This window comes from Limnoglobus roseus (assembly GCF_008254045.1).
Lineage (GTDB): Bacteria > Planctomycetota > Planctomycetia > Gemmatales > Gemmataceae > Limnoglobus > Limnoglobus roseus.
The window spans coordinates 4,597,418-4,621,878 of the sequence record NZ_CP042425.1; the positions used below are offsets into that span (position 1 = coordinate 4,597,418).

The 24,461-nt window shown below is 65.8% G+C and carries 15 protein-coding genes; 7 read left to right on the plus strand and 8 right to left on the minus strand.

Annotation, left to right across the window (positions count from 1 at the left end):
• Positions 1–1,440, minus strand: a complete 1,440-nt coding sequence (locus tag PX52LOC_RS19215; RefSeq protein ID WP_149111613.1) for a multiheme c-type cytochrome — start codon at positions 1,438–1,440, stop codon at positions 1–3.
• Positions 1,441–1,604: 164 nt separating this feature from the next.
• Positions 1,605–3,125, minus strand: a complete 1,521-nt coding sequence (locus PX52LOC_RS19220) for a multiheme c-type cytochrome (protein WP_149111614.1) — start codon at positions 3,123–3,125, stop codon at positions 1,605–1,607.
• Positions 3,126–3,369: 244 nt separating this feature from the next.
• On the opposite strand from PX52LOC_RS19220, the gene PX52LOC_RS19225 reads away from it, so the two are divergent.
• From PX52LOC_RS19225 to PX52LOC_RS19240, 4 genes are all read left to right on the plus strand, one after another.
• A complete protein-coding gene (locus PX52LOC_RS19225) occupies positions 3,370–4,254 on the plus strand; it encodes a hypothetical protein (protein WP_149111615.1) in 885 nt (294 codons plus the stop codon).
• Between the two features lie 9 nt (positions 4,255–4,263).
• A complete protein-coding gene (locus tag PX52LOC_RS19230) occupies positions 4,264–5,898 on the plus strand; it encodes a cytochrome c3 family protein (RefSeq protein WP_149111616.1) in 1,635 nt (544 codons plus the stop codon).
• 84 nt (positions 5,899–5,982) lie between these two features.
• Positions 5,983–8,178 carry an NAD(P)H-dependent oxidoreductase subunit E gene (locus PX52LOC_RS19235; RefSeq protein ID WP_149111617.1) on the plus strand — a complete coding sequence of 732 codons (2,196 nt, stop codon included), beginning with the start codon at positions 5,983–5,985 and terminating at the stop codon, positions 8,176–8,178.
• Positions 8,179–8,262: 84 nt separating this feature from the next.
• The gene (locus PX52LOC_RS19240) at positions 8,263–11,022 is read left to right on the plus strand and encodes a cyclic nucleotide-binding domain-containing protein (protein ID WP_149111618.1); all 2,760 of its coding nucleotides are present in this window, start codon (positions 8,263–8,265) and stop codon (positions 11,020–11,022) included.
• Positions 11,023–11,135: 113 nt separating this feature from the next.
• Here the strand turns inward: PX52LOC_RS19240 and PX52LOC_RS19245 are convergent, their stop codons facing one another.
• The 3 genes from PX52LOC_RS19245 to PX52LOC_RS19255 form a co-directional block, all read right to left on the minus strand.
• Positions 11,136–12,518: an NAD(+)/NADH kinase gene (locus PX52LOC_RS19245; RefSeq protein ID WP_149111619.1), complete on the minus strand. Its 1,383-nt coding sequence runs from the start codon at positions 12,516–12,518 to the stop codon at positions 11,136–11,138.
• A 75-nt stretch (positions 12,519–12,593) separates the two neighbouring features.
• Positions 12,594–13,058 carry a hypothetical protein gene (locus tag PX52LOC_RS19250; RefSeq protein ID WP_149111620.1) on the minus strand — a complete coding sequence of 155 codons (465 nt, stop codon included), beginning with the start codon at positions 13,056–13,058 and terminating at the stop codon, positions 12,594–12,596.
• Positions 13,059–13,134: 76 nt separating this feature from the next.
• A complete protein-coding gene (locus PX52LOC_RS19255; RefSeq protein WP_149111621.1) occupies positions 13,135–15,504 on the minus strand; it encodes a heme-binding protein in 2,370 nt (789 codons plus the stop codon).
• A 716-nt stretch (positions 15,505–16,220) separates the two neighbouring features.
• Here PX52LOC_RS19255 and PX52LOC_RS19260 point away from each other — a divergent pair.
• The 3 genes from PX52LOC_RS19260 (at position 16,221) to PX52LOC_RS19270 (ending at position 19,452) form a co-directional block, all read left to right on the plus strand.
• Complete coding sequence (locus tag PX52LOC_RS19260; RefSeq protein WP_149111622.1) at positions 16,221–17,693, plus strand: polysaccharide deacetylase family protein; 1,473 nt, start codon at positions 16,221–16,223, stop codon at positions 17,691–17,693.
• A gap of 152 nt (positions 17,694–17,845) precedes the next feature.
• Positions 17,846–18,889, plus strand: coding sequence for an NAD(P)/FAD-dependent oxidoreductase (locus tag PX52LOC_RS19265; protein ID WP_149111623.1), 1,044 nt, complete (start codon positions 17,846–17,848; stop codon positions 18,887–18,889).
• The gene (locus tag PX52LOC_RS19270; RefSeq protein ID WP_218575400.1) at positions 18,889–19,452 is read left to right on the plus strand and encodes a tRNA (mnm(5)s(2)U34)-methyltransferase; all 564 of its coding nucleotides are present in this window, start codon (positions 18,889–18,891) and stop codon (positions 19,450–19,452) included. Before PX52LOC_RS19265 ends, PX52LOC_RS19270 begins: the two co-directional genes overlap by 1 nt.
• Here PX52LOC_RS19270 and PX52LOC_RS19275 read toward each other — a convergent pair.
• The 3 genes from PX52LOC_RS19275 to PX52LOC_RS19285 are packed head-to-tail and all read right to left on the minus strand — an operon-like array spanning position 19,442 to position 24,455.
• Entirely contained in the window at positions 19,442–20,335 is an 894-nt protein-coding gene (locus PX52LOC_RS19275; protein WP_149111624.1) for a Gfo/Idh/MocA family protein, read from the minus strand. The genes PX52LOC_RS19270 and PX52LOC_RS19275 overlap by 11 nt on opposite strands.
• Positions 20,336–20,338: 3 nt before the next feature.
• Positions 20,339–23,776, minus strand: coding sequence for an ABC transporter permease (locus tag PX52LOC_RS19280; protein WP_149111625.1), 3,438 nt, complete (start codon positions 23,774–23,776; stop codon positions 20,339–20,341).
• A 1-nt stretch (position 23,777) separates the two neighbouring features.
• On the minus strand, positions 23,778–24,455 hold the full coding sequence (locus PX52LOC_RS19285; RefSeq protein WP_149111626.1) for an ABC transporter ATP-binding protein: 678 nt from the start codon (positions 24,453–24,455) through the stop codon (positions 23,778–23,780).
• Positions 24,456–24,461 lie beyond the last annotated feature (6 nt).

Genomic DNA, 24,461 nt, shown 5'->3' on the forward strand with positions numbered 1-24,461 from the left:
TTAGTGGGTCAGTTCGTAGAGCGTGCGGAAGCTAGCATAGACCGAATCCGGTTTGAAGTCACGCGGGCTGTCCACGCGGCTGCCAGTCGTTGGGAACGCGAGCTTGGACCGGACGTCCAGGAGCGGCTCTTTCCAGCCGGCGACGGTAGGGTTGCCCGTGCCACCGGCTCCGTGGTAGAGGGCCGTCAGTGCGAGGCCGTGTTGGGCCAGTACGTCCCAGTCGTAATCGCGGAGTTTGCCGCTGGCAGTGTCGTAAACGCTCTCGGTGATCGTGGCCGCCATCGTTCGCACTTGCTGGTCGTTCAGGTTCGTCGCGAACGTCCCTTGCTGGAAACTCAGCAAGGATGCGTCTAACTCGACCAGGGCCGTTCGGGCCAGCGCCGAGATCGTCTTGGCATTCGGCGTCGGCTTCTCCATCTCGGCCCGCAGGGCGTCGAGTGACGTTAGAGCCGGGGCCGTGCCATTCGGTTGGACGACGCTGGCCAACTTCGGCAGCACCTTCGCGAACGACGAGTACCACAACTGCCAGCCGAGGGCGCCAGGCTTTCGGGGGTGGAGCGTCTTCGTCGTGTTACTCCGCAACTCTGGGCCGAGATTCTGGTGGCAAGCGTAGCAACTCGACTCGGCGAACTCCGGCCACGGCGACTGGGCAACGTCCGCTCGATCCGCCCGCGCGGCTAGCAGATCGACGGCCGCCCGCAGGGTGGCAACCTGGCCGATGAGCCACGTGCGGACTTCGAAGTCCGGATTCGGCGTCTTCTCGACCCAGTGTTTTTGCTGGTACTCTTCGCTGTAGTGAAACCGCGTGTACTCGAATGACAGCCGCGGGTGGCCGGCGGCGATCAGGTCGTGGTTCACTTCGCGGTCCCGGCCGCCGACGTGGCACTGGGCGCACGTCAGGATGCGGGCCACCGGGTCTTTCGTCGGCACGAAGCCGAACTCTTCGAACTTCTGTCGGTCGCTCAGCGTCTTCCAGAAGCCGGTGTAGTGAAGGCTGTTCCACTTGGCCGACGGACCGTGGCAGCCGTCGCAACTAACGCCCTCGTTCAGCTCCCGCTCGTCCAACTTCTCGCCGTGGAAGTACCGATCCTCGTTCACCGCGTGGCACTTCAGGCAACTCGCGTCCTCGTGTGCCGGCATCGTGCGGCCGAGGTTCTTGCTGATCCGCACCGAGTCCTCGTTGCGGAGCACCTGGAAAGCCTTTGTGTGCGGGTCGCTCTCGATCCAGGTCGAGTGCTCACCGCCGGGTTTGCCGGGCATCCCGCTGCCGTGACAACTGGCGGCCGAGCAGCCGACGGTCGGGGTGAATAACCCTTGCGCGGGGCGTGCGCCCACGGGTTCTCCGCGGGGTGGTTCGAGCCGGTCCCGTTGGGCGGCGTAGGTGACGAGAGTCACGCTCGCGGCCAGACCGGCGAACAAGGCGGCAGCGCGAAGGCCCACGGTTGCACCTGGAGTCGAATCAGGGGATCGGGCGGCACGAATCCTCGGCCACTGATTAGATTCCCCCTTTCCGGGCACCGGGACAACCGCCGGACCCCGGAACTGACACGGACTTGACGGAGGCGCTGCCGGACAGTCGATCCAACCGATAGGGTTTCGAGCGATCAGGGCGGTAAGTTTTGCAATCGGTCGCCGAGCGACTTGCGCAGGCCCTTCACGATCTCCTCGACTGGCTTTCGTTCCTGCCGCGAACTCTCCCAGAGCCAGCGGCTCTCGGGTTTCCGCTGGTAGCCCTTGTATCCGGGGTCGGCCTTGTCCGTGTGTTCGCGGCGAAGCGGTTCGTCGGTTGCACCCCAGAGGACCGTGCGGAACTGCCCGAGTTGATCGTCGAACTCTTTCGAGGGGGCCACCTGGCTGGCCCGCAGGGATAGGTCGAAGGAGCGGAGGGCCATGTAGTTTCGGGTGGCTTCCTCCCAGTTCATCTCCTTCGCCGGTTCGCCTCGGAGGAAGTCCTGCACCCGCCGCTTCGTCTCCCCGCGAGGGTTGGCGGCCACGGCCTTGCGGATTCCTTCGAGTTCGTCCCACCGCTTCTGATTGGCCTTCCGTTGGTCTTCACCGGATTGGCCGAACTTGGGCGTGGGTATCCCCGGTAAGATCGCCGACGCCCCGATCCACCCCGGTTGGCCGAGTTTGCGAATGGCATTCAGGCCAGTCGTCTGATTCTTCGCGGCGTCGGACCGCCATTCCGGAGAGGTCAGGTTGTGATGGCACTGCGAACAATTCCAATCCGCGAACTCTGGCAATGGCCGGCGAGCATCTGCCTTCCCGCCGTGGGCGAGGCGGTCGAGACTGAGTTCGCAGTACGCTTGTTCCGTCACGACCTGGCCGACGAGCCACGCTTGCAACAGCGACTCCTTGCCGGGGTCGGTTTCGGGGCTGCCGCGGTGCCGGGGGTTCCAGTGCTTCGAGAGCTTTTGCTGGAAGGTGACGAACTCGAACTCCAACCGCGGGTGGCCGGCGGCGATCATGTCGTGGTTCATGTCACGGACGGGGTAGCCCTTCGCGTCGTCGGCCGGTGCCCCGATGTGGCAGCCGGCGCACGTCTTGGCCTGGGTCGACCAGTCGTTGAGGTCTTCCATGCCGTGCGATTTCAGGTCAGCGTCCCGCGTCGCGGGGTTGGTCCATTGCGTGTGGGCGATCTGCCAACGCTCGGCGTTGCCGTGGCACGCCTCGCAACTCACGCCCTCGGCTCGCAGGCGGTTCAACCCCTCGTCGTGGATGGCCGCGTCACTCGCCAGGGCCGGGTGCGAGTGGCAGGCGACGCACCGGGCATCTTTCGTGGCGCTTTCGGGTAACTTCGGGTCGCCTTGGCGGAGGCGGCTCATGATCTTCTTGGCGAGGTCCGATTCCAGCACGGCGTAGGCCCGCGTGTGCGGGTCGCGGTCGATCCACCGCGAGAAACTCTCGTGCCAGATGTCGGTGGGCTTCGCCGCGTACGACACGTCCGCCCGGCCGTGGCAACCGGTCGCGGCGCAGCCGGCCATGCCGATCATCTGCGGGGCGGCCGCCGCTTGTGCCCGCGCGACGGGGGCCGGGGTTGCCGCTTCCGGTCGCTGGGAGAAGGCGAGGCCGAGGAACCCGATTGCGATTCCGACGCCGGCCAGTGTTCGTGGGAGCGAAGCCATGAACGCCCTGAGTTGGAGGCTGTTACTTCAGCATCTTGGGAGAGACGACCGGAGTTCGCAAGTGTCTTCTTTGCAGTTCCGAGAAATTTCTCCCTGGCCGTTCGCGGCGGTGGGCCGACAACAAGTTTGAGAATCTGGGGGACTGAGTTGTTGACACGGGTTCGGATCGTCTGATAGTTTCGGTCCATCATCCATCACCGCAGACAGGACGTCTCACGAGTCACTCGAAGATTGGGGCAACGGCGTGCTGCTGGGACGTGAATTAACTGTTCGGCAACGGGTCGCCCGCGTCGCGCTGTGGACCGTCGTCGCCGTAGCGGTCCCTTTCTTCTGGTACCTCCTCGGCCGTGGCGGCATGGTCTCGTACCCGCGGGCCAGTTCGTGGTTCGGCGTGCTGACCGGTCTTGTCGGAGCGGCCATCATCTTCTTCGAAATCGCCCTCTGGGGGCGGAAGCGCCGTCGCGGTCAGCGGTGGGGGCCGACCAAACTCTGGCTCTGGTGGCACATCGTTCTCGGCTGGGCCGTGCTGCCGGTCATCGTCGTCCACAGCGGCTTCGCGTGGGGCGGCATGGTCAGCGCCACCACCATGATCCTCTTCCTGTTGGTGATCGCCAGTGGCATCTACGGGCTGCTCCTGCAACAGTGGATTCCGCAGCGGCTCCTGGAACTGATCCCGGACGAGACCGTCGCCACGCAAATCGACTACGCCATCGAGAAGCACCGCACCGAGGCCCGATTGATCGTCGAGGAGTTGGTGCCCCGCGATCCGAACGACCCGTCGCCGGTCTGGATGCGGGCGATCGTCACCGGCGTCCCGGCCCTTCGGCTCCAAGAGTTCCGTGAGAACACGCTCGACCCGTATCTGAACTTCGGTCGAAAGATGAAGTCGCCGCTCAATTCGCGGCAGGAATCGAGCGTGCTGTTCAATCGGTTGCGAGCGGAACTCCCCGAGAACGCGCACGTCAGCCTCGCCAAACTCGAACGCCTCGCCGACCTGCGGCGACAGTGGGACGACCACGCCCGGTTGCACGCCTTCCTGCACGGTTGGCTGTTGTTCCACGCGCCGATCTCGGTGGCGATGGCGATCTTCATGGTCTTCCACGCGATCAAAGCCCTGAAATACTGGTAACCCCGGCCCATGAACCCGAACCATTCACCGAGTCGCGAACGGGTCGAGCGGTACGCCGGCCGCCTTCGTCGGTACTTCCTCGACAACCCGCTCGAACGGCGGAAGGTCTTCTACACGCTCCTGGCCGTTTGCTCGGCCACGATCTTGCTCGGCATCTTCGCGCTGACCCGGAGCGACCGGCCGTACTCGCACGGCCCGGTGGCGGGCGTTCACACGTCGTTCGACGCCAACTGCGAGGCGTGCCACAAGCCGCAGTCGATTGGCAGCGTCGGCGTGAGTGCGTTCAACCCGCAGTCTCGGTGGCTGGACCTGGAATGCCAGACTTGCCACGGCGGGCCGGACCACCACCGCGACGCGAAGTGGCCGACCGACTGGCCGAGCCAGGAGATCAACGGCAAGCCGACCGACGCGCAGTGCGCCGCCTGTCACCACGACCACAACGGCAAGGACTTCTCGCTCGTGCGGTTGGATGACGCCCACTGCACGAAGTGCCACGCCGACCTCGCCAACTACCACAAGGCTGGCAGTTCGCAGTTCGTCATGAAGGTGAAGAACTTCTACGACCCAGCGGGCGGGCACCCGGAGTTCAAGAAGCTCGACGCCGAAAAGCAGAAGCCGCACGAGCGGGGGCTGAAGTTTAGCCACGCCCACCACATGACCGAAGGGGTCGGCTACCTCGCCGCCGGCCGCGGCAAGATGACGAAGAAAGACCTCGTCGCGCTGAACAAGGACGACCCGACGGCCGCGAGCCGGTACTTCGGAAAAGACGCCGCCGCCGACGCGGCCGTGCAACTCCGGTGCTCGTCGTGCCACCAACTCGACGCCGGCCGGATGAACCTCGACGGCAAATCGTCCCTGGTGGCGAGCCTGGCCGGCGACCCGAAGGCGTCCATCTTGCCGCCGCGGGCCGAAGGGGCGTACTACCTGCCGATCAACTACGAAGCCCACTGCCAGACCTGTCACCCGCTGAAATCACCGGCGCTGACCAGCGACGCCGGGCAAGAGTTCCCGGCCTTCGATCTCCCGCACCGGAAGCAGCCGAAGGAGATGAAGGAAGTCCTGCGGGCGAGGTACAGCGGTTACCTGTTGAGCGAGAAGGGGAAGCTGGACCTGCTCAACAAGAACGCGGGCGACGAGGAAACGCTCAAGGTCGGTCAGCAACTCGAACAGGCGGTGAACAAGAGCCTCGGCAAGTTGTTCGCGAGCGTGAACCCGAACGCGAAGAACGCGATCTCCGGGGGTACCTGCACCGAGTGCCATATGACTGCAGGGAACGACCCCAACGTCGAGAAGGTCACGGTCGTATCACCGGCGATTCCGACGGTGTGGTTCGAACACTCGAAGTTCAACCACATCTCGCACCGCAGTTACTCGTGCATCGACTGCCACCCGAACACGGCCCCCGCTCCCCAGGGCAAGGCGACGTTCGACGCGGCCAAGATTTACACGGGCGACGATCAGAAGATCAACATCCTCGGCGTCGAGTCGTGCCGCGTCTGCCACACGCCGAACACGACCCGCGACGTGCACGGCGTCGGCATGGGCGGCGTGCGGTCGAACTGCACCGACTGCCACCGCTACCACAACGGCGACAACCCGTTCCAGGGCCGCGGCGCGGAATTGCGCGACCCGCCGAAGAAGTAGGCCGGGTTCCAACTTTGGACCCCTCATCTGTGACAGACGGTTGGTGACGCACCCTCGATCCCCACACGATTTGGCGGGCGGTTCATGCTCCTCGTTCAGCGACTTCGCGAAATCCAGGACCACCACGGCTACCTGCCGGACGATTCCCTCCGGCAACTGTCGAAGGACACGGACATTCCCCTGCCGAAGATTCAGGAAGTCATCAGCTTCTTCGCGCACTTCCGACCGGAGTGGGACAAGCCGAAGAAGGTCGAAGTCCACGTCTGCCGCGACATGGCGTGCCACCTGAAGGGCGCGCCGAAGGTGATGCAGGAACTCAAGAAGATCGAACGCGAGAACCACGACAGCGTCCACGTGGACGGCGTGTCGTGCCTCGGCCGGTGCGACCGCGCGCCGTGCTTGTACATCAGCCGCCACCCGGACCCGAACGTCGATCACAAGCACGAGAGCCACACCCTCGACCCGGCCGAACAAGAAGCGATCGCGAAGGAGCACAAGAACCCTTACGCCGAAGGAGACCGCCGCGGCGTCTTCCACGAGTGGGTCTACGCCGGCCGGAAGCCCGAGGACTACGCGAAGATTCTGAAGACCGCCCTCGCCGGCGAGGAAGTGCCGATCCCCGACTGGGACTTCACGTACAAGTTCCACACGAACGAGTGGCAGATCGACCCGTACCCGACGGCGGACGAGCGGTACGGGGCCGTCCGCGGGATCGTGAAAGACTTGCCGAACCCCGCGCCGTTCGTCGCCGCCCGCCCGCCGAAGGACGTGCCGGAAAAGGAAAAGCGGAAGTGGGAGGAGAAGTTCTACGCCGACCGGAACCCGTGGTTGCAGAAGCTGAAGGAGTCGGAACTCCTCGGCATGGGCGGGGCCGGGATGCAAGCCTACGCGAAGTGGAACGCCGTGTGGCGCGAGGAACGCGACGAGAAGTACATCGTCTGCAACGGCGACGAGAGCGAGCCCGGCACGTTCAAGGACCGCGAACTGTTGCTCCGCACGCCGCACCTCGTCATCGAGGGCGTCATCATCGCGGGCCTGATGACGAACGCCACCCGCGGGTTCATCTTCATCCGCCACGAGTACACCGAGCAAATCAAGGCCGTGCGGGCCGCCATCGAAGTCGCGAAGGAGATGGGGGCGTGCGGCACGAAGATCTTCGGCTCGAACCGCAACTTCAACGTCGAGGTCTTCGTTAGCCCCGGCGGGTACATCTGCGGCGAACAGACGGCGCTCATTGAGGCGATGGAAGACCACCGCGCCCAACCCCGCAACCGGCCGCCGGAACTGATGACCAACGGCCTACGCGACCGGCCGACGGTCGTGAACAACGTCGAGACGCTGGCCTGGACGCCGCGGATCATGATGAGCGGCGGCCAGTGGTACCAGAACGCCGCCGACGGCGACTTCGTCGGCCGCCGGCTCATTTCGATCAGCGGCGACCTCGCCAAGCCGGGCATCTTCGAGGTGAAGGTCAGCGACACGCTCCAGAAGGTCATCCAGTACGCCGGCGACTGCACCGGCACGCTGAAAGCCGTCTGCACGTCGGGCCCGTCCGGCGGCATCCTGCCGATTTTGGTCACGATTGCCTCGCAGTTCACCTCCCGCCTGTCGGCCGCGATCGCCGGCATCGACGACCCCGACGGCCAGCAGTTGCTCATCAAGATGGTCCGCTACGGCCTCCGCGACCCGGAGAACCCGCGGATGGCGATGGACCTGCCGAACGATGTCGCGGCGTGCTTGGAGAAGCTGATCGAGATCGAGAAGGGCGGCAAGCGGTTGCTCTTCGATATCCGCAAGCTGCCGCTCGACCTGAACCAGTTCAAGGCACTCGGCAAGCTCCTCGGCGTCGGCATGGGCAAGGACGCGGACATGATGATCGGCTCGTCGATGGGCAAGTCGGCCGGCATGATGCTCGGCGCGGGCATCGTCGTCTACTCCCGCGAGGGGGCGCCGAGCATGCTCGACCACGCCCTCAACCACACCGAGTTCTACCGCAACGAGTCGTGCGGCAAGTGCGTCCCGTGCCGCCTCGGGTCGCAGAAACTCGTCGAGATCGGCGTCGACTTGCTCAAGCGGACGGCGGAGGGCACGCTCTCGAAGCAGAACAAGCCGGGACCCAACGGCAAGGAACAGCCCGGGTTGTTGCAGCAAGCGTCGCTCATCAGCGATATGTCGCTCGCGATGGTGATGACTTCAATTTGCAGCCTCGGCCAGGTCGCGCCGAACCCGCTGATGACGGTGCTACAATACTTCCAGCACGAACTGAAGCCGGTGGATTAGGTCGATCCCCGGACGTGGCCCCGGGTGAAGGGAATCGTTGGTATGCGGCCCGCGTCGATGGCAGCTTGATCTGGAGCATCATTCATGGCGATTTCGCTCGACCTGTGGGATTCGTTCGGCGGCGGTCGCGACTCGGAAACGGTGTTCGCCCGTGACGAAGACGGCAACCTCATCCGCCGCGTCCAGGCCACCCGCAAAGACCTCGACGAAAAAATTGACATCGTCATCGACGGGTTCGTCGTCAAAGACATGCCGCTGGCGACCATGGTGAAGGACGCCCAGGGGACGCCGCAGTTCGACCTCGACGGCTACCCGAAACTGCGGAAGACGACGATCTACGACGCCGCCATGGAACTCGTCCGCCGCGAAGAGTGGTCACAGGACGAACTCGAACGCCGCATCCCGGTCTTGTGCCACCGCGAACACCTGCACCCCGTGGCCGTCTGCCGGATGTGCTCTGTCCACGTCATCCGCAAGAAGCGGGGGGCCGGCGGCAAGCTGATGCCGAACGACAAGCTCGTGCCGGCGTGCCAGTTCGAGATCCAGCCGGGCATGGTCGTCACCACCCGTTGTGGGCCGAACCCGCCGAACACCGAGAAGACCGGCCGCGACTTCACCGCCGAGGTGCTGCAATCCATCTCCGTCATCACGGAGTACCTCGTCGGCGACCACTACAAGCCGGACGACTCCCGGCGGAAGATTTTCTCGAACGAACTCAAGGCGGTCGCCGACCACCTGAACGTCGAGGGGCCGCGGCCGGGCCTGCCCGCCCGCATCTCCGACGGCCGGCCGGGCCGTAACGCCCAGCGGCACTCGAAGTCGCGGCCGTCGATCCCGCTGCCCGTCGTCGCCGACGGTTACAAGAGTCTGTCCGAACTGCCCGAGACGGGCGTGAACCCGGAGTTCCCGTACTCGTCGCGCACGGTGGCCGTGGACCACGACCGCTGTATCGTCTGCGACCGGTGCGTGCGGTCGTGTCACGACGTGCGGCCGTTCAAGGTCATCGGCCACACGGGGAAGGGCTACCTCACGCGGATCAGCTTTGACCTCGACGAGAACATGAACGACTCGTCGTGCGTGCAGTGCGGCGAGTGCATGAACTCCTGCCCGACCGGGGCGCTGCAACTCAACCGGCGGATCATCCCGATCGGGCTGCGCGAACAGTTGGGCCTGACCGGGAAGAGTGCCGACGACGAGCCGCTGCTCGCGGAACTGGAAAGCCCGCGGACGCCGATCAACTCGAAGGCCGTGTTCGAATCGCCGAGCACGGGCAAGTCGGCCACCGGCTTCCTGTCGGCCGAGGAGATGCAGGCGCTGAAGTTCCAGTACATCCCGAAGGAGTCGCCGAACCCTGAGTGGTTCCAGCCGTTCCGCGACGTGCCCCTGTCGTACCTGCGGTGGAACGAGGGGGCCGTGCAGTACCGCAAACTGAAACAGGGCGACGAAATCTGTACCCAGGGCCACTACTCGAACTCAGCGTTCTTCATCAAGTCCGGCGAGTTCGGCATCTGGAAGCGCAGCGGTCCCGCCCGCCGGGGGGCGAACGGTACGGACGCCGGCGAGAAAAGCCCGTTCGGACTGAAGTCGATTCACACGATCATCGGCGAACTCGCGCCGCTCTCCAACCAACCGCGCGTCGCGACGGTGCGCGTCACCTCCGACGAGGCCGAGGTCTACGAAATCACGCGGAATATTCTGGACGTGGCCCAGCGGGTCGAATCGGCCCGCGACGTGTTAGGGCTGATCTACACACGGAACGCCCTGTTCGCGAGCCTGGATCGCAAGAGCGACAACCCGAACGAGCCGTCACTGTTCGAGGGCCTGTCCGGCAAGGAGCGGGCCGACGTGGTGAAGCTGCTTACCGAGGGCGTCCGCGACGAGTCGAAGAAACTGCCCGACCCCGGTGCCCGCAAGCCGACCGATGAAGAAGGCCGCAAGATCGTCTACCCGGTGATCGACCCGGACGCGAACCTCGTGCGGGCCACCCTCCGCCGCTGCCAGCGGGACGAGAAGATTGTCATCGAGGGGGAAAAGGCCCAGGACTTCTACATCATCCGGTACGGCACGGTGAAGGTGTCGATCGAGGTCGAGGACCGCGAAGTCATTGTGGCGAAGCAGTCCGAGAACGAGTACTTCGGCGAAGTGGCCCTCATGCAGGACGGCCGCCGGACGGCGACGATTACGGCCCTGGACACGGTCGAACTCGTCCGCATTCCGAAGTTGTTGTTCATGGAAATGATCAAGCGGTTCCCGTCGATGAAGGAGCGGTTCGAGAAGGCCGCCGCCGCCCGTCTCGCCCGCGGCCAACAGGCGAAGCCGGTCGTCAACAACTACCTGTCCGACTACCTCAACCAGGGGTTGTACCAGGGCCGCAACTTGTTGGTGCTGGACCTCCACAGTTGCACCCGCTGCGACGAGTGTACGCGGGCGTGTGCCGACTCGCACGGCGACGGCTACAGTCGGCTATTGCGCGAGGGAATGCGGTTCGGCAAGTTCCTCGTGGCGGCGTCGTGCCGGTCGTGCTATAAGCCGTACTGCATGGACGGGTGCCCGGTGGACGCCATCCACCGTTCTGGCACGGAACTGCACATCAAGATCGACGACCACTGCATCCGCTGCGGGCAGTGCGAACGCAACTGCCCTTACGGCGCGATTCAGATTCCCGACAAGATGGAAGTGTCGCAGAAGATCAGCATCGCGGACACGGCCGTGAACTGCGACAAGTGCCACGATTTGGTGCCGGAAGGGGCCGACCCGTTCTGCGTGGCCGCTTGCCCGCACGAGGCCGCGTTCCGCATGACCGGCCCGGACCTGTACAAGAAGGTGACGAAGCAGACGATTTGAGGGCCAACACGCCCTGTCGAAGTGAACGGCGAGCGGCCCGGCGTAACGGGGCCGTGTCTAGGTGTATCAGACACGGCCCGCTTACGCCGGGCCGCTCGCCTTTATGAACGTGATTATTCCCCCTCCGGGAACTGCACCTGCGCCAGCTTCGCAAACGGGTCGTGGCCGCGGGTGAAGGCCAACTCCACGGCGGCCGTGCGGCTCACGCGGATGTGCATTCGCTTCACCGGCTCCGGGAACAGTTCGCCGTCGCAGTAGGCGTGCAGCGGCCGCTTACGCGGGTCGATCGTCTCCAGCGTTACCTCCGCGTCCATCGGCAACACGGCTGGCCGCCAGAACGCGGGGCGGAGGACGTTCGAGCCGACGAGCAGTAACACTTGTGTGTTCAACGGGACCGGCGACGCCCCCATCGCACGGGCGTAAGAGGTCGAACCGGCCGCCGTCGAGACGAGAACGCCGTCGCCGACGAGGTTCTTGATCTTCTCTTCGCCGTTGATGCTCACCTTCACCCACGCCGTCTGGCCGGACGATCGCTCGACCCAAGCCTCGTTGAAGGCCACGGCCTCTTGCTTGCCGCCCGTCGTGAACTCGACTTCGACTTGCAATAGCGGTAGGTGGTAGAGCAGCAAGTCCTCACGCCAGAACGTGGTCACGTCGCGGCCGCTGAGCAGGAAGCCGAGGCCGCCGGTGTTGATGCCGTAGAACGGCAGCCGCTTCCGCCAGTGTTTGCGAATCGCCCGCAGCATCGTGCCGTCGCCGCCGACGGCCACGATCATCTCGGGCTCGCCGGTCGTGTACGGGGCGAGCAGTTCGCCGATGTTGCGGGACGTTTCCTTCCACTCGTCCACGAACATCGTGAACTTGGCCTGTGCCGGCCGGTACGTGGCCCGCTCGCGGGTGGCCACGTCTCGGTAGAGGCGGTGCCGTTGAATGTACGATGCCACACTCGGGTACAGGTGATCGACCGCGGCTTGCTCCCCCTGGTTGAGCATCATCCGCACCGTCTGGCTCGGCACGTAGGGGTCGTGCTCGATCACCACGCTCCTCGGCGGCAGGTCGGCCGGGTCGAGCGGTTCGCCGCGTTCCCGCAGAACGATGAACCCGACTGACGCCCACTGCTGCGCGCCGCGCTCCCACTCGGTGTGGATGGTCGATTGCCGGAGGTGCCCGCCGCGAACCCAATCGGCCGAGATGACGTGCCAGAACTCGACGCCCTCGACGAGGTAGCGGTCGGTCAGACAGGCCGGCGGGCTGTGACTGTTTTGTTCCAGGTCGCTCAGGTCGACGGTCAATTTCGGGAGCCCGCGGAAGTGCAGGTCGCTCATCGTGGCCCGGTGGATGGGCAAACTGTCCGCCACGGCCGCCGGTTTCGGGCGGGGGCCGGACGGCACGACGATGACGCGGTCGAACTGCTCGACGAGTTTTTCCGCGATGTGGCGGTGGTGCAGGGTCGGCGGGTCGAACGGGGCGTGGTAGACCGCGAGACGGATGGTCATGAGGCCGAACACCTGGCGAACGGAAGGAGGTTCGCCAGCATTGTAGCGGCCCCGAAGGCGAAGGCGAAGAAGTCGTTAGTGGCCGCCGCCGCCCTCTTCTCCACCGCCACCGTGCTTTTCGGCTTTCGCCTCGCGGACGGCCTTCTTGTACGGTTGCAGGGCGACCACGTCGGTCACGCGGGGGCCTTCCGAGTTGTACTTCGGGAGGAAGGCCGATTGCTTCGGCGAGTCGTTGTACCAGCCGAGGAAGAAGCGACCGGGGCGGCGGCCGAAGCCAGTGTAGTCCCAGCCGAACGTGCCGTCCTGCACGCCGCGACCCTCACCGCGAACGAGCTTACTGCCGCCGATGTAGCCGCCCGATTCATTTCTCTCGATGCCGGCGGTCGCGAATCGGCCGAGCGGCTTGGCCGTCCCGAGGGCCTCGTGCGTGTGTACGGCCGGGATGAGGAATGGCGTCGTGCGGGCCGGAAACGGCTCTTTCTCCTCCGCAAAGGCGGAACCGCCGAGTGCCACCAGAAACATCGCCGCGATCGTTCGCATGTCCAACCCTCCGGGTTCGTACAAACGGTATCGGCCGGCCTGGGGCCGGCGATACACGTAAATTTCCCAGATCGGCTTACCCCTCCGGGTTCCGCAGGTTCTTCTGGTACGGGACGCGGACGCCGCGGATGAAGATTTGATCCACGCGGTTGATCGACAGCGGCACGCCGAAGTTCGTGTCACCGGCGTTCGTCACCACGTCGTCCTGGTCAACCCCGTCGCCGGATACGCCGAACCCGCCCACGAGTTGGCCGTTCTTGTAGAGCGGTGCACTGCCGGGGAAGAAGACGATGCCGTTTTGCTTGGTCCTGTTGTTCGGATCGTGGAAGTTCGTCCCGGGGTTAAACGCATCGTAGCCAACGGCACTCTGGAACTGCGACGCCGGGGCGCGTGCCCCGATCTGGAGGCCCGTGAAGCGGTCGATGCCGAGGTCGTCGTTCAACTGCGAGAACGCGCCGGGGGCCGCACCGTCGATACCTTCCGGGTACCGCGGCTCGCCGAGGTAACGGAAACTGCGGTTGGTGAACGCCGTGCCGGGGGCGACGTTGTCGATCTGGTCGATCGGCTGCAACTGCGAGGCGTCGGCGTAATAGGCCACGTTCCGTGCCTTCGCCACGGCCACGTCGATGGAGAAGATCGTCGAGTCGGGTTGCCGGTACAGCCCGAGGATGTTCCCGTCCTTGTCGGCGACGGCGAACACCATTCGCGCGCGATTGCCAAGCGGCAACCGAATCGCGGCCCGCGTGGCGTTGGCCTGCTGGATGCCGCGGTTGATGATGTCCTCGACGTCGGCGGCCGTAAGATCACCGCCGGCGTGCGGCGTGACCAGCCATCCTTCGGGCACGGCCCGGCCACTCAGGTACGTGGCCGACGTGGAGAGCGGGATGTTTCTGCCCGCCCCGTCCAGGGGATCGCCCTGGCCCAAGGCCGCCCCGAGGTTCAAGAGCTTCTGAGCCCCCTCGGACGGGACGCCGGGGCCGAAGATCTCAAGGTTGATGCCCACGAGGTAGATGCTGTTCAACTTTAAACTGTCGAGGACGCCGAGAGCGCCCACGACACTGTCGACCGTCCCCGGCAGCGCGACCCCGCCGAGGACCAGGTTCCGGTTCAGGGTTGCGAAGGCGATGTACTCGGCCTCCAGCGTGCGATCGGGCTTCGTCGGGTCGTAGGTCGTGCTGAGCGACGAGTTCTCCTCGGTCGCGAACCCCGTCTTACCGGGGAAGAAGACGCCGATGCCGCCGACGACCTCGTTGCCCTTCATGATCGGGATGCCGCCCGGTAGGGTGCCGATGCCGCGGGACTGGGCCGTGGGCATCAGGCCGGACTGCACGCCGTAGGACGCGGGGGCGAAAAGGCTCTGGCCGGCGGGCACGTCCGCCGGGTCCACGTCGAACCGCTGGGCGAGGGTCACGTCGTCCGCCGTGCCCTTAATGCCGTCCGCCCCCGGGCTGACGAGGCTGTCACGGTTCGTGTGTTCGATCTGGAACAGGTCGACCTGGGGCGTGAAGGCGATGCCGTTCGGGAAGTGGCCGTTGATGCCGACGTTCGCGACGAACCCGGGGCCGCGGTCGGTCGAGTTCGGGTCGGTGATGTTCGGGTCGGCATCGACCTCGCGTTGCGTCATCGTGCTCTGACTGATGTTCTGGATCGTCCGCGAAGTCAGTGGGGTGCCGAAGCTGGCGAAGTACGCCCCGGTCAGCGCCAGAGAATAGGCCCCGTCGATGGCGAAGACGAGCTTCTCGGTGTTCCCAGTGATGGCCGGGTCCACGCCGCTTTCCACCCGGACGCCTAGGATGCGGCCGTTGCGGTCGGTGATGACGATGATCGCGTCCTTCGACGACGAAGCCGCGGCCGCCCGCTGTAACAGGGTGTCCACTTCGCCGGAGGTGAGCGTGTTCTGCGGCAGCCCGAGCGTGTTGTTGCCGGCCGGGATGACGGTTTCCCGGATGAACTTGCTGCCGGCGTCGGACAGGTTGACCGCGTCGCTGACGCCGACGTTGTAGATGTTGTTCGTCCCGTCGCCGCCGCCGAACGAGTTCAGGCCTAACCCGCCCTTGAGGACGTCGTTGCCCTCGCCACCGGTGATCGAGTTGAGCGCCCCGCCGCCCGAGAGGCGGTCGACGCCGTTACCTCCGTCGAGGACCGTGTTGATCAAAATTCCTTGATCGACCTTCACCACGTCGTCGCCGTCACCCGCCGCGACCTTGATGAGGTTAATCCCGACGATCGCCGTTCGGAAGACCTCGACGCCCCGTTCCGCCACGACCACGTCCGTGCCGTCGCGGAAGACGGTAATGCGGTTGTCGGCCGCGTCGCCCGTGACAGTTAGGGTGCCACCCGCGACGGCCGCGGTGACGCTCGGTTGGTCACGCTGCTCCAGTGTTTCCAACTTGAGAAGGGTCTTCTTCGTGGTTGCCTTCGAGCTGGTATGAGTCGTGGGTTTCATCACTCCCCCTAGTCCGCGTGACGCGATTCCGTGGTCTTCTCGATACAGTCGGCATAATCGTGAGATCGATTCGAATGAAATTGCCGGTCCGTATCAAGTTCTTCGAGACCGATGAAAGGTGGGCACTCTGGCGAAGTGGAAATCTTGCCCAGTCTATTTGACCAGAACAACCGTTGCTTTCCTCATGTTCGGAACCCTTATCGCCGATATTCCTCTGGAACTGGGCCATACGTTTGATGGCCGGGTTGAGCTGTCCCCTGGTCCGCCCATCGGGTGTGCGAGAGTTGGAGAACGTCGCATGAAGTTCCTGACCCGGCTGCAACTGTTAGCCTGTGCCACGACGCTCGGCCTCGCCGGTTCCGCCGTCGCCCAAGCCCCGGTCGAGCCGCTGACTCTTCCCACACTGCCGACTCCGCCCGGGGCGACGTCCAAGCCGCGGGACCCGTCGCAGCGGAACCTCGAACCGAAAGACGCCCAGGTGGTCGAACCGGCCGGGGCGACGGACGTTTTGACCGCGCCCCCCGTTCCAACCGCCGCTCGGGTTCAGCGGCGCGAGCACCGTCATCCCGCGCAGCGGCACGAACGCGGAGTTCGTCACCGTCGAGGACCGCTGGCGGATCGGCTTCCCGGAATGGGACCGCTACGGCAAGGGCCAGCGGACCGTCGCGGACGCCCCGTACCGCATCGGCCGGCTCATCGACCCGTACAACCTCAACGTGCTCAAGGGCGACTACCCGATCAGCGGCCAGCACACGTTCTTGAACATCACCGGCACGACGATCGGGCTGTTCGAGGGGCGACAAATCCCGACCGCGACCGGGGCGTTCGAGAGCACCGCCCGGCCGTTCCAGTACGAGAACTTCGGCCGCCCGAACCAGTTCCTCTACTCGCAAAACACGCTGCTGTCGTTCGACCTCTTCCACGGCGACACGAACGCCTTTAAGCCGATGGACTGGCGGGTCAAGTTGACCCCGGCGTTCAACGTGAACTTCATTGACGTGGACGAACTCGCCGTCGTCAGCCCGGACGTGCGGAAGGGCACGCAACGGGGCCGGAGCTGGTTCGCACTGCAAGAGGCGTTCGGCGAAGTGAAGCTGGCCGACACCAGCGCCGAGTACGACTTCATGTCGTTGCGGGTCGGGAACCAGCCGTTCAGCAGCGACTTCCGCGGCTTCATCTTCAGCGACACGAACCGCGGGGCACGCCTCTTCGGGACGGCCAACGGCAACCGCGACCAGTACAACTTCGTCTTCTTCCGCCAGTTGGAGAAGGAAACGAACAGCGGCTTGAACACGTTCGAGGACCGCAACCAGAACATCTTCATCGCCAACTACTACCACCAAGACTTCATCTTCCCGGGGTACACGATCGAAGGCAGCGTCCACTACAACAACGACGGCCCGGACACGCTGTTCGACCGCAACCGCTTCCTCGTGCGGCCGGACCCGGTCGGCATCTTCCAACCGCACCGCGTCGAGGTCGCGTACCTCGGGTTCGCCGGCGACGGGCACATCGACCGCTTCAACATCAGCCACGCCTTCTACTGGGCGCTCGGCCGCGACAGCAACAACCCCTTGGCCGGTAAGGCGCAGTCGATTAGCGCCCAGATGGCCGCGGTGGAACTGTCCTACGACCGCGACTGGGCCCGGTTCCGCGTGTCCGGCATGTGGGCGTCGGGTGACAACAACATCTCGAACGGTAAGGCGACCGGCTTCGACAGCATCCTCGACAACACGGTGTTCGCCGGCGAGTTCAGCTTCTACAACCGCCAGAACATTCCGCTCTTCGGCGTGCAGTTGACCCAACGGAACAGCTTGTACAACGGCCTGCGGTCGAGCAAGATTCAGGGCCAGACGAACTTCGTGAACCCCGGCTTGCAGCTCATCAACTTCGGCTTCGACGCCGACATCACGCCGCGACTCCGCAGCGTGAACAACGTGAACTTCCTCTGGTTCGACAAGACGAACGTGCTGGAGCAGTTCGTCTACCAACGCCGCATCGACCGCGACATCGGCACCGACGTGAGTACGTCGATCGAGTACCGGCCGCTGTTGAACAACAACGTCATCATCCTCGGCGGCATCTCGACGCTGGTGCCCGGCGGCGGCTTCCGGCAACTGTACAACCGCCAGGACGACCACGTGAACCCGATGGGGTCGGCCTTCATGGAAGTCGCGCTGACGTACTGACCGCCGCTTGCCTTTCGGCCGCAACGCGGCCCGCGCGGAGAGCCTGGGTCGCAAGCCCCAGGCTCTCCGCGCGGGCCGCGTTCGGTGTCAAAACCCCGCCCGATCCGTCGCGCTGGATATGATGTCGGCATGACACTGCGGACCTGCCGACGATGACGGACTGCGACGTGCTGATTGTTGGGCAAGGCTTGGCCGGCACGACCCTCGCCTGGCAACTCCTCTGGCGGGGCGTGGCGTTCCACATCGTCGACCGCGACGAACCCGTGACGGCGTCCAAAATCGCCGCCGGCCTCATTACGCCGATCACCGGCAAACGGGTCGCCGCGTCGTGGCGGTACGACGAACTCTTCACCGCCGCCGTGGCCTTCTACCGACGGGTCGAATCGCAGACGGGCACGCCGTTGTTCTCGCCCCGTTCGGTCGTCCGCCTGTTCCAGTACGACGCGGACCGAAAGCAGTACGAGAAGAAGCGAATCGACTTCGGCCCCCACGCTCGCCCGCCCGCCCCGCCGCTGGACGAGGCCGAGTTCCGACAAACGCTCGGCGGGTTCGAGATGCCGGCCGGCCAACTCCGTGTCCCCGACTACCTGCACGCCTCACGTGCCGCGTTCGGGGACCGCTTCCGCGTCGCGTCGGTTGACGCCAGCGAGCTCGAAATCGAGCCTGACGGGGCGCGCGTGCCTTCGCTCGGCCTGAGGGCGAGGGCCGTGGTGTTCTGTCAAGGGTTCTGGAACGCCGAGAACCCGCTCTTCCGCTCGGTCCCGTTCACGCCGGCGAAGGGCGAAATCCTTACGCTGCGTGTCCCGGACCTGCGAGAAGACCGCACCGTCAACCGTGGGGTTTGGCTGGTGCGCGAGGGCGGAGACCTCTTCCGGGTTGGCTCGACCTACGACCGTGAGAACCTCGACCACCGACCGACCGCGGCCGGCCGTGAGGAGATCTGCACGCGGCTGCGCGAGTTCCTGCGGCTGCCGTTCGAAGTCGTCGATCACCGGGCGGCCGTCCGGCCCATCGTCGATCGGCGGAAGTTGCTCGCCGGCGTGCTGCCGCACCAACCGCGGGTCGGGTTCTTCAACGGGCTAAGTTCGAAAGGGTCGCTCTGGGCACCGCACTTCGCCGGCCAACTCGCAGACGTGTTATCGGGCCGTGGGACCATCGACGCGGAGGTCGATCTCGCCCGGCACTGGGGGGCGTGATGGACTTCACCTTGTTGGCCCACCAGATCGTTTGCGAATATCTTCGGCCCGGCGAAATCGCCATCGACGCCACGGTCGGCAACGGCCACGACGCGAAATTCCTCGCGGAACTCGTCGGCCCGACCGGCCGCGTGTACGGCTTCGACGTTCAACCGGCGGCGATCGCGCGGGCGGAAGAAATGCTGGCCGGTTGCCCGACCGTGTCGCTGTTCCTCGCGGACCACGCCGAGATGGCGGGGCGACTGCCCGCCGACCTGTGGGAACGGGTGGGGGCGGTGATGTTCAACCTCGGCTACCTGCCTCGCGGGGACCGTACGATTTCGACGAGTACGGCGTCCACCGTGCGGGCGTGTGACGATGCGTTGTCACTGCTCCGGCCGGGCGGCGTGCTGACGGTGATGGCCTACCGCGGGCACCCCGGCGGGCGGGAAGAAACCGAGGCGGTGCGGGCGTGCTTCCGGAGGTTGCCGGCGAAGGAGTTCGCGTTCCAAGAAACGCCCGCGTCGGCCGTGCCGACGTGCCCGGTGCTGTTCGTCGTGCGGAAGCTCGGGATTATGTCTTGAGCGTCTGGACCGCGCCGTGATTCGCCGCGCTCGCGTTCGCCGCCTCGATGAACGCCACGATTTCCAGCGTGACCGCCACGTCGAGCGGAGCCTTGCCAGTCTGGAACGTCTCGACCACCTTCTTCAGCAGTTCCCGGTAAATCACACCCGTTCCCACGGTCACGGCCTGCGGGCCATTCTCCGCGTAGGCGGTGAAGCCGTAGGAGCCGCCGCCGGTGCGGTTGCCGCGAACCGTCGCCACGCGGCCGTCCTTCCAGGTGCCGGTCGCCACGTCCACGTCCTTCTGGTGGGTGCAGGTGACGCGCTCGCAGCCCGGCCCCATGAGCGTGTACAAGATCTCGACCGCGTGGATGCCGTAGTGGAACAGGCCGGGGTTTCGGTCGTGCAGCGACGCCGGACCGTGGGCGTGGCAGCCGAGGACTTTGCCGTGCTTTGCGTCGGCGGCGTAGGCCGTCACCTCTGGGGCGTACCGCAGCGACGACGAACTGAACAGTGGCAGCTTCTTCTTCGCCGCGAGGTCGATCATCTTCTTCGCGTCCTCGGTGGAGCACGCGAACGGCTTGTCCACGAAGCACGGTAGCCCGGCCTCCAGAAATGGCTTCGCCCGCTCCCAGTGAACGGAGCCGTCCACGGCCTCGATCAGCACCGCGTCCACCTTGCCGATGATGTCGGTCGGCTTGTCCACGAGTGGTACGCCAAGCTTCTTCATCTCCTCCGTGTACCCGGCGATCCGCTCCGGCGAAATCTTCGACTCGCCGGAGCAACCGACGACGACCTTCGCGCCGTCCACCCACTGTCCCTCGGCGATGCCGACGTGGTTGAGCCGCTTCGTGAACTCGACGGCGTGCGACGTGTCGAAGTCGAGGATGCCGAGGCGGATCATGACTCACTCCTTGCGAAGGGCCGACAGGATCGGCACGCGGGCGGCCCCGCGGGTGGCCAGCGTGACCACGATCATACCCACGGCGAACACGCCGACCAACAAGATACCGACGCCCTTCCACGGCAGGCTACCGCCGAGGGCCAGGTGCGGCAGTACCGACAGGACTGCTGCGGCCAGCCCGAGGGCCACGCCGAGCGAGAGCAGCACGAGGTTCTCTTGCAGGACCAGTCGCCGGATGATGCCCACGGGGTAGCCGACGGCCCGGAGCAGGGCGAACTCGCCGACACGCTCCCACACGCCACGGAGGATGACGACCGCCAGCCCGAGCAGGCCGAGCAGCAGGCCGAGCGCGCCGAGCAGTTGGAACGTCGTCAGGTACGTGCCGACCACCGCCTGGAATGCCGCCACGCGCTCGCGGCTCGGCGTGACGGCCACGCCACTGTCGCTCAGGCCGGCCGTCAGCACCTTCGCGACGTCCCCGGCCGCTTCCGGCTTGGTTTCGACGAGTTGCAGCCGGAAGCCTTCCTCGCGCGGGTGCAACCTTCGCAAGTGCTCGTCGGCCATCACGAGTTCGCTCTGAAAGACGCTGTCGATCAGCGTGCCGACGATCCGGCACTTTACCGGTCGGCCGGCTTCGTCCTGCACGTTCACGGTGCCGCCGACGTCGGTCTTCAACATCCACATCACGGTGTTCTGCTCCGCGAACACGGGCACCGCCCCGTCCGGCTGCGGCTTCTTCAGCAGCACCCACGGGTTGGTTCCCTCGAACGGTTCGGTCGCCGCGAAGCGGAAACCGCCGCGCTCGATCAAGTCGTCCGGCACGCCGAGCAGCCGCGGCCGGCCGGCTTGATAGAGGTTCAGGCAACTCGCGTCGTCGCCGGCCACGACTCGCACGGGGATGCTCGTGGTGATCGCGTTCAATTTCGCCTCGGCGTCGGCCATCAACGCCGCTTTGTCCGGCCCCGTCGGGTTCTTCGCGGCCCGATCCTGGAAGTACACGTCCAGCCCGGTCAGCACGTCGTCGCGGCCGGCTTTCTGGTCGAGGCGGTTGAACAGCGGCACGTCGCTCTCGACGAGCAGGTTGAAGCCGCCGCTGCCGCCGGTCTTGTCGCCGAAGTCGTGGTCGGGCTTGCGGCGGAAGCTCTCCACGGCGACGAGCAGGAATGTCGCCGAGCCGATCAGAAAGACGGTCAGCACACTGCGGCCGGGGAACCGCCCGGCGTTCCGCACGCTCAGGTCGCCGACGGATTTCGCGAGGCCGTGTGAGGCCGTCAGCCACCGGCGGACGAGGATCAGCCCGGCGGCGAACAGGAGCGAGCCGCCGCCAAAGAAGCTGAGCGCGCGGAAGTCCGGGTTGGCGATGAACCCGCCGCCGACGAGCGACCCCACGGCCGCGAGCAAGCAGACGACGAGCAGCACCGTCGTCCACCGGCGGCGGGCGTGCGGGTCCGGTTCCGCGACATCCGTCTGCCCGCGGAGCAACGTCGGCGGGGCGATCCGCACGAGCTTCCGCACGGCGAGCCAGATCGTCAGGCCGGTCATCAGCACGGTCAGCACGAAGCCAAGGGCGGCACTCACGGGTGTCGTGTGCGGCTGGAGGAAAGTTCCCACGGTCGGATCGGGCCACAGGTCGGTGAGGACGTGGAGCAAGAACCGCGCGTACACGACCGCAACGCCGACGCCGAGGGCCGCACCGACGGCCGAGAGCATCAACCCTTCGCCGAGGAGAAGGCGGAGGACAGTACGCGGCCGGTAGCCGGCGGCGAGAAAGCTGCCGACTTCTTTCGCCCGCCGTTCGACGTTCAGCCGGAACATCAGGCCGACGAGCAGGAGAGCCGACACGATGAGGAAGAAGCTGAACCCGAGGAACAGGCCGCCGAAGTCGGTCCCGCCGTGGCTCGCCGTCAACAGTCGGTCGCGGACGTTCTCCACGACGATGCCGCCGGCTGCGGGCGTGAGCTTCGCGCGAAGCAGGGGCCGCAGTTTCGCCGCGGTCTGCTCCGGCGTCTCGCCGGTGGCCGGAGCGATGCGGAGTGAGGTCACACTGCCGAAGCGACTGCTGAACAACTTCTCGCCGGTCGCGCGGTTGACGTAGGCCTTCGGCGTCGTGCGGTAGTCCTTCCAGAACTTGTCGTGAACGTCGTTCGGCCGGATGCGCGTGCGGTCGAACGTGAACGGCGGCTGCCAGGTGGCGATGTCGAGCTTGTCGGTGATACCGGGGAACGGCGGCGTGAGAGTCGGGTCCGCGGCGACACCCGCGAGCGGAATCTTACCGCGGAGTTTGAAGTCGGCCGTGACCGTCTTCTCGCCACTCTCGACATCGGGTGCGAAGAACTTCAACGTGATCGTGTCGCCGGGCTTCGCGTCGCGGATCGGCGACTCGGGCCAGTCGGCGAGCACGATCTCGTCGTCGGTCAGCGGCGGGCCAGGCGGTTGGAACGGGCCGAGCGGAGCGGCGGCCGTCGGATCGACGGCGGCGACGATCGAGTACGGGACCGCCTTCTTGCCGTGGGCGATGTCGATGGCGAGGTACGCTGTCGTGCGGGCGGAGCGGAGGCCGAGTTCCTTCGTCGCCGCGTCGGCCGCGTCGAGGACAGCCGGTTCCAGAAGGAGTCGGTCTGATTCGAGCGCGAGGTAGGGCAATTGCCGGTCGGTCACCCGGTTGCCAGTTGGCGGGTCCCGGCGGGTGCGAAGCCGCAGGCCCCAGTCGGGCAGGTCGAGCGACGTTTCGAGAGCCGCGTTCACGTCCGCGGCGGCCGGGCCGAAGGCGAAGAGGGCGTTCACGCGGCCCGGGTTGTCCGGCAGAATCTTCTTCTGAAGGGCTTCCAGTGGCACGAACACGTTCAGCGGCGGGGCCGGGTTTGGCAGCAGGCCGAAGTCGTTGGCTGGATAGTCGGGCGGCAGAATCTCAGTAACCGTCAGCGTGGCCGTGATCGCGGTCGCGTCGGTGGTCCGTTTGCTCATGATCGATGACCGCGGGATATTCGAGAACTGCTGCACCGACAGCCGCAGTTTGTCGCCGGCCTTCGCCTCGCACTTATCGGCCACGCGGCTCCCGACTACGGCCCGCAACCCGGCCTCCGGCAACTTCAGGCCGAACCGTTCGAACCCTGCCGACGTGAGGCCGATGACGACGACCCGCGGGACGGTGGCGAAATCGGCCGCGTTTTCATTGACGAGCGAACCCTGCAATACCAGGGCGGGAACGGCGTCCGAGCCTTCTGCCGTGGTCGTGCGGATCAGGCGATTGCCGGTCCACGCGGCCGTGACGCCGTTGAGTTGCCGCTCGGCCTTGGTGCGAAGGCTACCGCGAAGGGAGTCGCCGACGAACAGCGCCCCGGTGAGGACGGCGGAACTCAGCACGGCCGCGAGCAAGACGGCGAGGTTGCCGCGCCAGTGAAAGCTCAGACTTCGCCAGGGGAGGGACCGCAGGGTGAGCACGTCACGCACCCCCTTCGAGGCGGCCGTCGTTCATCTCCAACCGCCGCGGGAAGACGCCGGCCAACTCGGCACTGTGCGTGACCGCGATCAGGATCGTGCCCTGCTGCCGGTGCAGGTCCAGCAGCAGTTCGCCGACGGCGTGTGCGTTCTTGCGGTCGAGGTTGCCGGTCGGCTCGTCGGCGAGAACGAGTTTCGGCTTCTGAACCAGCGCCCGGGCGAGGGCGACGCGCTGCCGCTCGCCGCCGGAGAGTTCGGCCGGCCGGTGGTCGAGCCGCGAGCCGAGGCCGACGCGATCCAGCAGTTGCCGGGCGGCGGCTTCCAGCGCGACCGCGTCTCGGTGTGGGTTCACCAGAGTCGGGATCAGCACGTTTTCCAGCACGTTGAACTGTGGCAGCAGGTGGTGGTCTTGGAAGACGAAGCCGATCCGCTCGTTGCGGAACTTTGCCAGCCCCGCGTCGTCGAACGCGAACGGGTCTTGCCCGTCCAACGTCACGGTGCCGGCGGTCGGGCGATCGAGGGTGCCGAGGATGTGCAGGAGCGTGCTCTTGCCGGACCCGGATGGCCCCATGATCGCGACGGCGTCGCCGTCGGCGAGCGTGAGCGAGACGCCGGCGAGTACCGCGAGCGGCCCGCTGCGTGTGGGGTAGTCCTTGCGGAGATCGGTGACAGTCAGTGGCATGATGAA